Below are 13,617 nucleotides of genomic sequence, written 5' to 3'. Positions count from 1 at the left end.
ACACCACCCATTTATTAGGACTATACCATCGTGACCGATTATCGTGAAGCCGCTCAGCAATCCAAAGCATGGCCATTTGAAGAAGCCCGCAAATTGCTCAAACGCTATCGCGGGGAACGGGGCGCGCCTGCGCCTAAGCCCAATGGGGAACCGATGCTGTTTGAAACCGGCTATGGTCCATCCGGTCTGCCGCATATAGGCACGTTTAATGAAGTTTTGCGCACCACGATGGTGCGGCAGGCTTATGAAGTGCTGACGGGTAACCCGACGCGGCTGATCGCCTTTTCCGATGATATGGACGGTTTTCGTAAAGTTCCAACCAATGTTCCGAATCAGGATATGTTGGCAGAATATCTCCACAAACCGCTGACGCAGGTGCCAGACCCGTTCGAGAAATATGACAGTTTTGCCGCCTATAATAATGCGATGCTGCGCGAATTTCTAGATCGCTTTGGTTTTGATTATGAATTTCTGTCCTCGACCGAGCAATATCAAAGTGGAGCGTTTGATCCGACACTGAAACTGGTGCTAGCGCGTTACAGCCAGATTATGGACATCATGCTGCCGACACTAGGTAAAGAACGTCAGGCGACCTATTCGCCGGTATTGCCAATCAGCCCCAAAACCGGTCACGTGTTGCAAGTGCCCGTAGAAGTTGTTGATGCCGAAACCGGAATTATCCGTTTTGAAGATGATGGCGAGATGATTGAGCATAACGCCCTGACCGGGGGCGCAAAGCTGCAATGGAAAGTCGACTGGGCGATGCGTTGGACGGCTTTGGGCGTTGATTATGAAATGTATGGTAAGGATCTGACCGATAGCGGTGTGCAGTCGGGCAAGATTGCCAAAGTGCTCGGTGCACGCAAGCCCGAAGGCTTGATCTATGAAATGTTCCTAGATGAAAAAGGCGAGAAGATTTCGAAGTCCAAGGGCAATGGCCTCAGCCTTGATGATTGGCTGCGCTATGGCTCTGAAAACAGCCTCGCATTCTATATTTACCGCGAACCGAAATCAGCAAAACAGCTGCATATGGGTGTGATCCCTAAAGCGGTGGATGAATATTTTCAGTTCCGCGCCAACTGGCATGATCAAGCGCCCGACAAGCAGCTCGGCAATGCCGTGCATCATGTTCATGGCGGCGATGTGCCGGACGATACTATTCCCGTAACCTTCGGATTGTTGCTCAATCTGGTTGGCGTCATGGGGGATGCAGACCGGGAACAAATCTGGAGCTATTTGCGCCAATATGCGCCGGATGCGACGTCGGAAAAATATCCTGATCTGGATGAGCTGATCGGCAATGCGATGGCCTATCACAAGGATTTCATTGCGCCGACATTGCATCGGCGCAAGCCGGAAGGCATTGAGGTTGCTGCGCTAGAACGGCTGGATGCCGAGCTAGGTGCGTTACCCGAAAATCCGGTTGCGGAAGATATCCAGACGATTGTCTATACGATTGGCAAAGAAGGCGGTTTTGACAATCTGCGGGACTGGTTCAAGGCGCTTTATGAAACATTGCTGGGCAGCTCTCAGGGGCCGCGTATGGGCAGTTTCATTGCGCTTTACGGCATAGACAATACGCGCAAACTGATCTCGCACGCACTCGCATGATTGATATTTTTACGACCGGCGGCACGATCGATAAGGTGTATTTCGATGCCTTGTCGGAATATCATATCGGCCCGACCCCGCTACCCAATATGTTGGCGGAGAATAACGTTTTTGTCCCGCATCGGGTTACGCAGTTGATGCGCAAGGACAGTCTGGAATTGACGGATAGCGATCGCGCGGAAATTCGTGCGGCAATTGTTGCCAGCGATGCGGATAAAGTCCTAATTACCCATGGTACTGATACTATGGTGCAAACAGCGTCTGCTCTGGCAGATATAAAGGGGAAGACAATCGTGCTAACCGGCGCGATGCAGCCAGCCACTTTGCGCAATAGCGATGCGGAATTTAATGTGGGTTTTGCGCTCGCCGCGGTCCAGACCTTGGCGCATGGTGTCTATATCGCGATGAACGGCGAAGTATTTGATTCTGCCACAGCCCGTAAGGACCGCAGCGCCCACCGGTTCATGCACGAATAGGATAAGCACCTTTTGGGCTGCATATATTCTATAGTCATTTACAGACGGACATTAACTGCGCGATATACTATCAACATGGGACTGAGGAGTTGCTGTGATGAAGAACCGAAGAAATTTCGATGAACTGGCAAGGGAACTATTGGGTAAAGCGCCTAGCGAGTTAGGCCCGGAAGAACGCAATGTTCTGGAAAGCATATCCCAACGGACGATAGTTGCCGAAGATATAGCTGGCCGGGCAGAAAAGGAGATGAGCTTTGGCGACCGATTATCGGATCGCGTTGCCGAGGTGGGCGGCTCCTGGGGTTTCATCATTGCGTTCATTCTGGTGCTGCTCAGCTGGATGATCTTGAACACCGAAATTTTGGGAAGAGTCGATAAGGCCTTTGATCCCTATCCATATATATTTCTAAATCTCATACTCTCGACCGTTGCCGCCATTCAAGCGCCGGTAATCATGATGAGTCAAAACCGGGCTTCAGACAAGGACCGGATCGCTGCTACCCATGATTATGAAGTGAATTTGCGGGCGGAAATTGATATTATCCGGCTCCATGAAAAAATGGATTTGCTGTTACTCGACAAGGTAACCAAACTTCAGGCAGATTTGGATGAGATTAAATCGGCTCTGCGGCCTGCTGATTCTTAAGCGGTCGCAGGACGTGTCACTTGTTTCATCACATCCCAATATCCGTTCGCAATCGTCATGCGGTCTTCAAGTCCCTTGACCATTAAAAGCGTGTGGGCCTCAGATAAATTATAACAGGGCACGCCCATGAACAGGTGATGCTCACTATGATAATTGACCCAATAAGGCGCGACCGTCGCGCGTTCCAGCCAGTTGGCATAGGTGGTGCGGGCATGGGTAAAAGGATCATCGCTGCCCGTGGAGGTACAGGCATGTTCAGCGATATTGCGGATGCGCAGGAACAGTTGAAATGTTGTTGCCAAAGCGACAATCCAGATGAGGAAAGGCAGGGCGCCAAAGCCGCTAAGATAGGACAGCGCCAGCAATGCGATTTGGACCAAAAGAAACTGTGCGGTGACCTTGCCGATGAATAGGGTCTGCGCATCGCTCTGACTTTGCGGATCAACCGCTTCTCCCGTCAAACCGACTTCAGGTCGGCCAGCCTTTTTATCATAGCTGGCGAGCACCTCTCCGCGGCTGGCAATGATCAGGCGCAGTGCCGAGAACATCGTCAATATTTGTCCGCCGCGCTGTTTCAAAAATGTTAGTCCGGTTAGGTCACGCAAAACCTTGCGTACCATGCTGGCTTTGCTGGTCGGGAAGGGTTGCGATAGGCGCAGGTCCGGATCTTCCGGTTGCTGGGTATAGCGGTGGTGCATCAGATGATAGGCGCGATAGGCTTGCAAATCGCTGCCGGTAAATATCCCGCTTGCCCATTGACCAAGGAAATTATTCACCTTGCGATTGGGGTGGAGCAGGCCGTGGGCGCCATCATGCATTAATATGGCGAGGCCAAGTTGCCGGCTTCCGACCAAAATTATCGCTACGATCCAAATCAGTGGATGGGCTGCCCACAGCGCAAAGGCAATAGCCGCCAATATTATGATCCAAGCATGCACGATCAGCCAAGGGCCGCGGCACTTGGATATCGTGGTCAGCTGCGCCCAGTTATCAGGCGTAAATACATCGGAGGGGCGAGCGGCTTTTACAGATGGCATAATGATTATATTAGGTCAATTTCTGCCGAAAATCTAGATATATACTCTTGTAGTTCCAATTCGCATGTTCCGTAACGGAAAATGAGGGCACTTGTCTTGATGCTGTAATATCTACTTGTCATTTAGCGGGATATGATCTCAACTCAACATGGTTTCGCTTCACCGCGACGCGCGTCAATTGCTCCTGATATCAGGGCTAATATTCATGTGCTTTTTGTTGCGAAGCATGTTTTTTCACAGGATGGATTGCATGAAGAGGACGGCAATCACGCGCCCTATCATCGAGAAATTCGTGCGGTCCTTGAAAATATGGGAATGCAGCTTTCACTAGCGGATAGTTATGAAGCGCTTTTCGACCATCCCGGATGCGATTTCGTTTTTCCGCTGCTCAACCGAGGTGGCTTTCTGAACAGTGAAATGCTGTTGCCGTTGCTGTGCAAACGGCTTGATATACCGTTTTTGGGTGCTTCGCCAATTCTGCGCGGCTTGTCGGATGACAAGCATCTGACCAAATTAGAGGCCAAGGCACGGGGCCTGCCCATGGCACCATGGACCATTTTCAGACGCGGCGCACCGGTTCTGGAGGCCGATTGTCCGATGACAGAGCGGATGGTGATAAAGCCCAATGCTTCGTCCGCAAGCTGGGGTGTCCGTGATGCGGAGGATTGGGCCAGCGTTGCGCAGGCTGTCGCGGACATTCACGACGAGGGCCACGACGCGATTGTCGAGCCATTTCTTGATGGTCATGACGTTGAAGTGCCGATGATCCTATCAGGCGGTGAGCCAACCCTGTGCCCGATGTTCATGTTTAAACAAAATGATCCATCGCAGTTGCGGACATATGCCGAAAAACGGGATTTGGCAGATCAGAGAGGAAGCTATGAAACCGTCGTGTTTGATGATCCGGAATGGATCCAACGCATTGCCCATTTGACGCGAACCATGGCAAAAGTCTTTCACCCGTTCGATTATGGCCGGTTTGAATTTCGCATCAACCCGGAAACGGGCGAATTGATTTTCCTCGAAACCAATCTCAATTGTAATTTATGGTCGCAGAAAATCTACGGCCGGGTTGCGGAGCAATTTGGCTGGACCCATGCGGAGATGATCGAAACGATTTTGACCGAAAGCATGCGCAGACAAGGTGTGATTGACGAACGCACAATGCTTGCAGCTTGATCTGATGTCCGCTGCTGCTGTGCCGGTAAAACCCCGCTTCAATGTGATTGTTCTGGCGGCGCAACGCCCCGGAACTGTCGATCCGTTGGCGGTCGTTCATAAGGCCTCTCACAAATGCCTGATCCCGATCGCAGGCAAACCGCTTATCGCCCATGTGTTAGAGACGATATCCCGGCATCCGGCAGTGGACGACATCCGTGTATCGATTGAGTGTCAGGCCTTTGCAGATATCGAAACTGTGATCGATCAGCTTGACGTTGGTATTGGCCAAATAGCGTGTGCCGCGTCCAAGGATAATCTGGCAGACAGTGTGATTGCCGCGATGATGGAAATACAGGACGGCCCTGTCATCATAACCACGGCTGACAATGCTCTGCTGACCATTGGGGCGATTGATGCGATGGTAACGATGCTGGAGGGCGACGCAGATGTTGCGCTGGCGCTCGCACCAAAGGCCGCTGTGTTACAGGCCCATCCCGATGGACAGCGGCGTTTTTATAAATTTTCTGATGACCAATATTCCAATTGTAATCTTTATGGCCTGTCCGGCCGCGATGCTCTGGCCGCTGCCGAGATTTTTCGGGGCGGCGGACAATTTGCCAAAAAGGTCGGCCGAATTATCGAAAGCTTTGGTTTGCTCAACCTCCTTCTGTTGCGTTCCGGCTGGGTGAGCCTGCCGGGAGCAATGGCGCGAATATCCAAGCGCATCGGGCTGACCATCAAGCCGGTTATTCTTGCCGAAGGGCGCAATGCGATAGATGTGGATAATGAACGGTCATACGGAATCGTTGCGGGTTTGCTGGACTAAATCTCAGCAGCTATTTTTTCCTTATGCCTGCTGTAGTTCTTCGACCAATCTCTGCATAAAATCCGCGCCGCGGGAAAATTGTTCGCGGCTGATATATTCATCCGGCTGATGGGCTTGCTCAATCGAACCGGGACCGCAAATCACGGTTGCAAAACCGGCTTGCTGAAATTGGCCTGCTTCGGCGGCGTATGACACGACTCCGGCTGGTCCATTATCGCCGGTAAGTTTGCGGACAAATGATGCGGCCTCGTCCGCGCCGGATTGGGCCAGCGGCGGTGCGTTGGACATCTGTTCCACTACTACCCCTGTTTTGGGAAAGGCTAGTTTGAGCTGGGCATCAATAGCGGCCGCCTTTTCCTTGAAGGGTTTTAAAATTTCGTCCGGGTCCACATCGGGCGGGCAGCGCAGGTCAAAAATAAATTTTGCATGCCGTGCCAATATATTGGGGGCTGTACCACCTTCCATCTTTCCGATGGTAAGCGTTGCATGCGGCGGAATGAACGGGGATTGCGGATCGGCCTTTTCCCAGAGTTCGCGCGCCAGTTCGGCAAGGTCATGCATTAATTCGATTGCGATCATATTGGCCGAAATGCCAAGATGGGTGAGGCTGCTATGGGCTTCATGGCCGAATATCTCGACCTGATGGACGCAAATACCTTTATGTCCGGTGACGACTTTCATCATCGTTGGTTCGCCAATAATTGCCAGTGCCGGTGCGGGCAGCTTTGCGGCGATTTCCTCTATCATGGCCGGGGCACCAAGGCAGCCGATTTCCTCGTCATAGCTAATCGCGAGATGGACAGGCCGCTTGCCATTTTTTAGCATCGGAACCGCTGCCAAGGCGAGGGCGATAAATCCCTTCATGTCACAAGTGCCCCGCCCGTGAAGCCGGCCGTCGCGTTCCGTTACCAAGAATGGATCGCTGATCCAGTCCTGCCCATCAACCGGCACGACGTCACTATGGCCCGAAAGGATGATTCCACCTTCGACATTGGGACCGACGGTCGCATAGAGGTTCGCTTTGGATCCATCCGCACTGCTGACGCGGGTGGCCTCAATCCCATATTTTGAAAGATAATCCTCGACCCAAGTGATGAGCTGCAGATTACTATTTCGGGATGTGGTGTCAAAGGCGATCAGCGAATCGAGGATCGAAAAGGCCGGTTCAAGCAATAAATTTGTCATGAAGTTAACATAAACGTAGGATGAACAAAAAGAAATGATCTTAAAAAACCATATTTATCAATAGCTTTACTGTATGATACAACAAGGCATTTGGTTAGTTATATGATTCTGGGTAAAGCTCGTAGGATGGTTAACCAAATATTTAGGAAGATATTTGTAAACTGCTTTTGATATCAAAGGCTCTAGAACGAATATGAAGAGTAGTAATTTAGTTAAACAAGAGTTGAGCCTGCTTGCCAATTTGGCAGCGCGCCTGTTGGCGACGCCTGTCGCGACAATCACAGTCTATGATAAAAACAGTGATGATGCGGCTGATAATGGTGATAATATTGCACATATGGCGGTGTCATGTGACAAGCTTTGGGCTACAAACCATCCGGATATCGATATTAAGCAATTGGGCAGTCCGCGCAATGCAATGACACAGCAACTCGAACTGTATGTCTCCATACCGATGCGCAATGGTGATGGCGGTACTGTCGGTATGGTCGCTTGTGCCGGTGATGAAACCAGAGACCTGAACGATCAGGAACTGGGCATATTAAAACATATTACGGCACTGGCCGCTGCCGTCGTCCACAGCTGAGATTGTTAATTGATCTGGTTAAATCAATTGGCGTATTTTTAACTGATCTAACGTATCAGAATTTCGAGATCACCCAGTTTAAGGCGTAATGTCCGAAGATTGCAACGCAGCCTTGCCGCGTGCAGTAATCATCGTGTCGAGAAAGCGCGGACCAGAGGATTTGCTGGTCAGGAACGCTTCATATAAGATCATTCCATTGTCGCTTAATGTTTGAACAATGTTGACAAAATGCGCGGAATCACTCTCCCCATGCCGTGTCTGAAGGACAGCGGGGGTCATCGTCGCTGGCGACGGCCACGACTGGTTAAGCGATCCCAGAACATAACGTTCCGTTTCGGATAAGGTCGCTTCGGAGGAGTAAGCAAACGTCATTTTTTATCGCAGACCAGATCAAATTAAGTATGCCCCACTCGCTTTGATTTCGTTAACCTTTATTAAACTAAAAAGTTAAGAAAGTGTTAACAACCGGTTTTCACCTCTTCCCTTTTTTAGTCCGTTTTGAGCCATTGAAAATTACAAAAAGCCAGTTCCAAGCTGGTTCAGAACGGAATATTCCCTTACTGCTTTTTGGTATCGCTACGTTAGCGAAGACAGATGTTCTGCCCTTAACGCCGGACGAGTTGAATCGCCCAATAGTTAATATGGGTAATATGCCCACCGAGATTTTACCATGAATGTCGGGTGCGGCCCGACCTGGGATTCCCGATGTTATATTGAAATTCGATTCCGCCCCTATAATCGAGCACGCAAACAACGTGCTGCGACTATAAAGGCGATCATGTTATCAATATTGGTCTGTAAGACGATTGTTAGCTTTGCGTTGCAATCCAGTCGTCGATTTTCTTCTCTAATACCGTCATCGGCAATGCACCGGTGTTGAGCACTTGATCATGAAATTCGCGCGGATCGAATTTATCACCTAAAGTTTCCTGCGCTTTTTTCTTGAGCCGTTGGATGGTCAATGCACCAATTTTATAAGCCAAGGCCTGAGACGGGATCGCAATATAGCGTTCTACTTCGGCTGTGGCATCGGTTTCCCCCATGCTGCTATTGTCGAGCATATATTGGATCGACTGTTCGCGGGTCCAGCCTTTGCTGTGCAGGCCTGTATCGACCACGAGGCGCATGGCGCGGAGCATTTCGTCATCAAGATGGCCGAACCGCTGATAAGGATCATCATATAGCTTCATCGGGTAACCCAGTTTTTCGGCATAGAGCGCCCAGCCTTCCACAAAAGCGGTGTTACCGCCAAAGCGCATAAAATTAGGCAGGTCTTCATTTTCCTGTGCCAGTGAAATCTGGAAATGGTGACCTGGTGCCCCTTCATGCAGATAAAGCGTGGTCATGCCGGATGTGTTGCGCGACGGCAGGTCGTAAGCGTTGAAATAGAACACACCGGGGCGGGAGCCATCGGGTGTTCCGCTCTGATAAGAGCCGCCGGCCTGAAATTTCTCAATCGATTCATCATAGGGGCGGATTTCGAGCGGGGATTTAGGCAGCACTTTGAATTGTGTGGCGAGAAGCTTGTCTACTTTTTTGCCAAGTTCGTAATAGCCTTTGGTCAGCGCCTCACGGGACTCTGGATGAAATTTTGAATCGGTGCGCAAATAGGTGAAAAATTCGGACAAGCTGCCTTTAAATCCGACTTCCTTCTTGATCGCTTCCATCTCGGTTTTGATCCGCGTGACTTCGCTGAGACCGAGATTATGAACATAATCGGCCTCTAGGGGTAGGGTCGTAGTGTTCTCAATGAGATGCTTATACAAGACATCGCCGCCCTTCATATAGGACAGGCCTACGCCTTCGCGGGCAGCCGGCAGATATTCGTTTTTCAGGAAATCATGCATGGTTTGGTAGGACGCGAAAATCTTTTTCGTTGTGGTTTCATATTCTGCGGTCAGACGGCTTTTGTCCGCATCGCTAAAATCTTCCGGGAAAGCCTGCGTCGGTGCCATGAATGGGCTCTTCTCAAGGCCCAGGCCGATTTGTGTGGCGAGCTGTTCAATCACATTGCCAATGGTCAATTTGGTCTCGACAACGCCGCTGTCCATGCCTTGCCGGAAACGGCCAACCGAGCGATTAATCAACGTGATAAATTCGGCATGGCGTTTCAAATTATCTTCGTAATTTTTAACGGTCTTGAAAGGCGCGGCACCTTTGCCCGATGCAAAGGTAGGGTAGAATGTGTGGAAACCACTAAAATGGTTGAGCGGGCGGACAATAGTTAGATCCATAATTTCTTTGGACATGCCCTGAATTGCCTGTTTTTTGTCACGCAGGAACACATCATAGGCAATTTTGTCGGTAACGCCGAGTTTGTTGCGGTCGATGGTCATCAACGCGGCCAGTTCTTTTTCTTCGGCAGCCCGTTCGGCGGCGAAATATTCATCGCTGATATAGTCGCCAAAACGGTCGGCATAACGCTCGTCGCCCCGGAAAAGCGCGCCAATAGGGTTGCGTTGCAAGCTATCTTCATCGCTTTGCGCGAATAGTTGCTTCATCCGCTCGCCTTCGGTCATTGTCGGTTTGGCAGCTTCATCTTGCGCCGCAGCGGTACTGCTCGCCGACAGGCTATTGGCATTGGCAACAGAGGCGGTAGCGAACAGACTGGCACTGGCCAGCAGGACGAGAGTTTTATTTGTCATGATAATCCCCAAATAGGTGAAGCTGTTGTGTATGGCTAACACGGACTGGTTTCACCTGCAACGACCGGCAATGTCGTTGGTCGAAGAAAATTGATTGTTGGTCAGTGAAATTTATGCATCAGCCGTCTGATTGATGCCAGCGTCCCTTCCACCGGTTGAGGCGGAACCATTTGGTAATGATATATTTTGTGCCGGTGACGACCGGCGTTCCGGCGTGTAAGGTGTTGAGATTGGGGCGGCCATCTAGTCCCATATTATTCCATATGAGCAGCATGCCCTTGCGCGGTTCGACCTGATAGTCGAGCTGCGGAAAAGCGGTCGCACCGCCTTTTTCAGGTTCATTCAGATAGGCCATCACCGTCCAGCTACGTTGACCGCCGTTATTTGCCTCTACTCTGGTCCAGTAATCTTCTGTTTCGTGAAAAAAATCATGGTGGTCTTTAAACTCTTGGCCGACAGCATAGCGCTGACCCTGAAGGATTTCGCTATGGGAGTTTTCCAGTCCCATCAGGTCGCAAATGGATTGTTCGATCCGCTGGATATCTTTGTCATGCGCGCTGACATTGCAGCTATAGCTGGTTCTATATCCTTCCTGCTCGGTGCCCTTGTAAAGGCTCGACGGGACGGATTCCTTTTCGATCATGTCGATCAACAGATTGCAATCCTTATCGGTCAGAAAGTTCTGACAAACAAATAACTGCGCGTGCGGGCTTTCCAGCCATTGGACATGGGGATGGGCATTTAGCTTGTCGGTAACGGACCGGGTAATTTCGGCCAGCCGTTTCGGGCTATTGTTGCGTGTTGCTTTGGTTTTGGTGACAGACGTGCTCATGTCGGACCTCAGTCAATTGCCCATAATTGTAAACGCTGCCGCGCCATATCTTAATCTTCCCCATTAGGTATTTTATCCGGTGTGCGCCCGGCGGCGGGCTGATTCAAGGATAATATAGAACAAGGCCCGCAATCATCGCTGATTACGGGCCTTGGTCGACGAAAAACGACTTTCGCGGTTGTTGGGCTTAATAAAAGAAGTCGTAGATCACATCAACCACGCGGCCGTTGTAAGTGTCAATCAAGAGGACATCATCATAATAACGGACCCAGCGATAGCCTCCATCAGCGGGCGGCAAGCGATAGCGCCAAGGATCACTTATCCAATATTGCGATCCATAAAAGGCAGACCCCAAATAGATTCCGATATTCCAGCGCCGGTAATTATGGCTCCGATAGGGCGAATAATAGCGGCCGGGGCGGTAGTAATTGCGGTGGGATTGGCGATATTGTTGCCAGTTATAGCGGCGATCATTGCGCCAGCCGCGATTCCACTGTTTGCTATCGCGACGAGCCTCGCGATAACGGCGGTCAACCCGGCCGTCACGATTGCTGTCTACCCTGCGGTCTACGCGATCATTATTATTGCGGTCGTACCGGCGATCAATCTGCCCGTCGCGGTTGCGATCATAGCGGCGGTCAACGCGGCCATCCTGATTACGGTCTCCCCGGGCGTTGGAATGGCGGTCTGCGCGGCGCTCGGTTCGCTCAGCTACATCTCGGCGGGCCTGCCGGTTGGAACGACCAACATCAGCGCGGCTGCGGCTATCCGAAGTATCTCGGCTCACATTATTATTTTGTTGGCGAGCGGCTGAGCGCTGTTGTTGCGGTTGCCGTGTTTCAGCGCGATTGCTGCGCGTCTGCACATCGGCTGTGCCTCTATTATTCCGGTTATCGGAACGCGCTGCGCGTCGTGCATCGCGATTGTCCGACCCGCGATTGGCACGGCGCTCCGAACGGCCGTCACGTTGCAGAGCAACATTGCCTGTAATGTCAGCAGCCATAGCTCCACCGGCTTTGTTTATATTAGGTGCAATATCTGCGGCCCATACCGCTGCTGGCGTCAGCATGGTGGCTGCCATCAGCCCGGTTACAAAAAATAGTCGCATAAGCTTACTCCTCAATAGCGACTCTATCTGCCGCATCTGTGGAACAAGTCATAGCTTGTTAACCCTGTCGCATAGCTGAACTATGTTGTAATGTTCAGGAAAGGATTGGGTTATATGAACGAAGTACGGGTAATTATCACACGAAACTAGGCTTCTTCATCCTTGTCTAGCCATTCTTCCAGCCATTTAATCGTATATTCGCCAGACTGAAAACCTTTATCATAAACCAGCTTTTGATGCAGCGGGATGGTGGTTTCCACCCCTTCAATGACAAATTCATCAAGCGCGCGGGCTAACCGCATCATGCACCCGTCTCGGGTTCGACCATAAACGATCAGCTTGGCGATCATACTGTCATAATAAGGCGGTATCGAATATCCGGCATAAAGCCCACTATCAACCCGAACATGCATACCGCCTGGAGGGTGGTAGCTGACGACTTTCCCCGGAGAGGGCGCGAATGTCTTGGGATGTTCTGCGTTGATCCGGCATTCAATTGCGTGCCCTTTAAACTCCAGATCTTCCTGTTTGACGGAAAGATCCCGGCCATCGGCAATACGAATTTGTTCGCGGACCAAATCAAAGCCTGTGATCATTTCCGTCACCGGATGTTCCACCTGCAAGCGGGTATTCATTTCTATAAAGTAAAATTCATCATTCTCGTATAGAAACTCGATTGTGCCTGCGCCCCGATAGCTCATGCCCTTCATCGCATCGACGCAGACTTTACCCATGCGTTCGCGCTGTTCCGAACTGATGACGGGTGAGGGCGCTTCTTCGAGCACTTTCTGATGGCGCCGCTGTAAGGAACAATCGCGTTCGCCCAAGTGAATCGCGTTTCCGCGTCCATCGCCAAAGACCTGAAATTCTATATGGCGTGGATCGCCGAGATATTTTTCAATATAGACTGTTGCATCACCGAACGCTGCTTTGGCCTCGGTACGTGCCTGACTCATCTGGGTTTCGAGTTCGCCTTCATTATTGACGACTTTCATCCCTCGGCCGCCGCCGCCGGATGCCGCTTTGATAATTACCGGATAGCCGACTTCGGCTGCGATCTTCTTCGCAAGAACGGGATCTTCGACTGCACCGTCCGAACCGGGTACCAATGGAATGCCCAGATCACCGGCCGTCTTCTTGGCCGCGACCTTGTCGCCCATGATCTTAATATGCTCCGGTTTCGGACCGATCCATTTAATTCCATGCGCTTCTACAACTTCAGCAAAATGGGCATTTTCCGACAGGAAACCATAGCCCGGATGGATGGCATCGGCATTGCTGATTTCTGCGGCGGAAATAATCGCCGGTATGCTGAGGTAGCTGTCGACCGCGGGCGGAGGTCCGATGCAAATTGCTTCATGGGCCAGCCGCACGTGCATCGCGTCTTCGTCTGCCGTACTATGTACGGCAACGGTTTCGATGCCCAATTCGCGAGCAGCGCGCAATATACGCAGCGCTATTTCGCCTCGGTTCGCGATCAGGATTTTTTTGATGGTCATACGCT

At 51.0% G+C, this 13,617-nt stretch carries 13 protein-coding genes; 6 read left to right on the top strand and 7 right to left on the bottom strand.

Annotated features, from left to right (window positions below):
• The first annotated feature begins 30 nt into the window (after positions 1-30).
• The 3 genes from V7676_RS10990 to V7676_RS10980 all read left to right on the top strand — a co-directional run bounded on the left by V7676_RS10990 (position 31) and on the right by V7676_RS10980 (position 2,733).
• Positions 31-1,611 (top strand): lysine--tRNA ligase, encoded by a 1,581-nt coding sequence (locus V7676_RS10990; RefSeq protein WP_442955433.1) that lies wholly within the window; start codon positions 31-33, stop codon positions 1,609-1,611.
• Positions 1,608-2,087: an asparaginase domain-containing protein gene (locus tag V7676_RS10985; RefSeq protein WP_335659753.1), complete on the top strand. Its 480-nt coding sequence runs from the start codon at positions 1,608-1,610 to the stop codon at positions 2,085-2,087. Before V7676_RS10990 ends, V7676_RS10985 begins: the two co-directional genes overlap by 4 nt.
• Before the next feature lie 97 nt (positions 2,088-2,184).
• Entirely contained in the window at positions 2,185-2,733 is a 549-nt protein-coding gene (locus tag V7676_RS10980; RefSeq protein WP_335659752.1) for a DUF1003 domain-containing protein, read from the top strand.
• Here the strand turns inward: V7676_RS10980 and V7676_RS10975 are convergent.
• A complete protein-coding gene (locus V7676_RS10975) occupies positions 2,730-3,770 on the bottom strand; it encodes a fatty acid desaturase family protein (protein WP_335659751.1) in 1,041 nt (346 codons plus the stop codon). The two genes, V7676_RS10980 and V7676_RS10975, sit on opposite strands and share 4 nt — an antisense overlap.
• Before the next feature lie 132 nt (positions 3,771-3,902).
• On the opposite strand from V7676_RS10975, the gene V7676_RS10970 reads away from it, so the two are divergent.
• Together V7676_RS10970 and V7676_RS10965 are read left to right on the top strand one after the other, a co-directional pair.
• The gene (locus tag V7676_RS10970) at positions 3,903-4,949 is read left to right on the top strand and encodes a phosphoribosylglycinamide synthetase (protein WP_335659750.1); all 1,047 of its coding nucleotides are present in this window, start codon (positions 3,903-3,905) and stop codon (positions 4,947-4,949) included.
• The gene (locus V7676_RS10965; protein ID WP_335659749.1) at positions 4,921-5,757 is read left to right on the top strand and encodes an NTP transferase domain-containing protein; all 837 of its coding nucleotides are present in this window, start codon (positions 4,921-4,923) and stop codon (positions 5,755-5,757) included. The genes V7676_RS10970 and V7676_RS10965 overlap by 29 nt, the downstream gene beginning before the upstream one ends.
• A 21-nt stretch (positions 5,758-5,778) precedes the next feature.
• Here the strand turns inward: V7676_RS10965 and argE are convergent, their stop codons facing one another.
• Positions 5,779-6,942, bottom strand: a complete 1,164-nt coding sequence (gene argE / locus V7676_RS10960) for an acetylornithine deacetylase (protein WP_335659748.1) — start codon at positions 6,940-6,942, stop codon at positions 5,779-5,781.
• A gap of 193 nt (positions 6,943-7,135) precedes the next feature.
• Here argE and V7676_RS10955 point away from each other — a divergent pair, with 193 nt between their 5' ends.
• The gene (locus V7676_RS10955; protein WP_335659747.1) at positions 7,136-7,528 is read left to right on the top strand and encodes a hypothetical protein; all 393 of its coding nucleotides are present in this window, start codon (positions 7,136-7,138) and stop codon (positions 7,526-7,528) included.
• Positions 7,529-7,606: 78 nt separating this feature from the next.
• Here the strand turns inward: V7676_RS10955 and V7676_RS10950 are convergent, their stop codons facing one another.
• The 5 genes from V7676_RS10950 to accC all read right to left on the bottom strand — a co-directional run bounded on the left by V7676_RS10950 (position 7,607) and on the right by accC (position 13,612).
• Complete coding sequence (locus tag V7676_RS10950; protein WP_335659746.1) at positions 7,607-7,900, bottom strand: hypothetical protein; 294 nt, start codon at positions 7,898-7,900, stop codon at positions 7,607-7,609.
• Positions 7,901-8,337: 437 nt separating this feature from the next.
• Positions 8,338-10,173, bottom strand: coding sequence for a DUF885 domain-containing protein (locus V7676_RS10945; RefSeq protein ID WP_335659745.1), 1,836 nt, complete (start codon positions 10,171-10,173; stop codon positions 8,338-8,340).
• Positions 10,174-10,291: 118 nt separating this feature from the next.
• Positions 10,292-11,005: a prolyl hydroxylase family protein gene (locus tag V7676_RS10940; RefSeq protein ID WP_335659744.1), complete on the bottom strand. Its 714-nt coding sequence runs from the start codon at positions 11,003-11,005 to the stop codon at positions 10,292-10,294.
• Positions 11,006-11,192: 187 nt separating this feature from the next.
• Positions 11,193-12,113, bottom strand: a complete 921-nt coding sequence (locus V7676_RS10935) for an RcnB family protein (protein WP_335659743.1) — start codon at positions 12,111-12,113, stop codon at positions 11,193-11,195.
• A gap of 146 nt (positions 12,114-12,259) precedes the next feature.
• A complete protein-coding gene (gene accC / locus V7676_RS10930; protein WP_335659742.1) occupies positions 12,260-13,612 on the bottom strand; it encodes an acetyl-CoA carboxylase biotin carboxylase subunit in 1,353 nt (450 codons plus the stop codon).
• Positions 13,613-13,617 lie beyond the last annotated feature (5 nt).

It is taken from the genome of Parasphingorhabdus sp., assembly GCF_036963805.1.
Lineage (GTDB): Bacteria > Pseudomonadota > Alphaproteobacteria > Sphingomonadales > Sphingomonadaceae > Parasphingorhabdus.
Note: the sequence above shows the minus strand (reverse complement) of the source record. Positions and strands in the feature narration are given on the sequence as shown.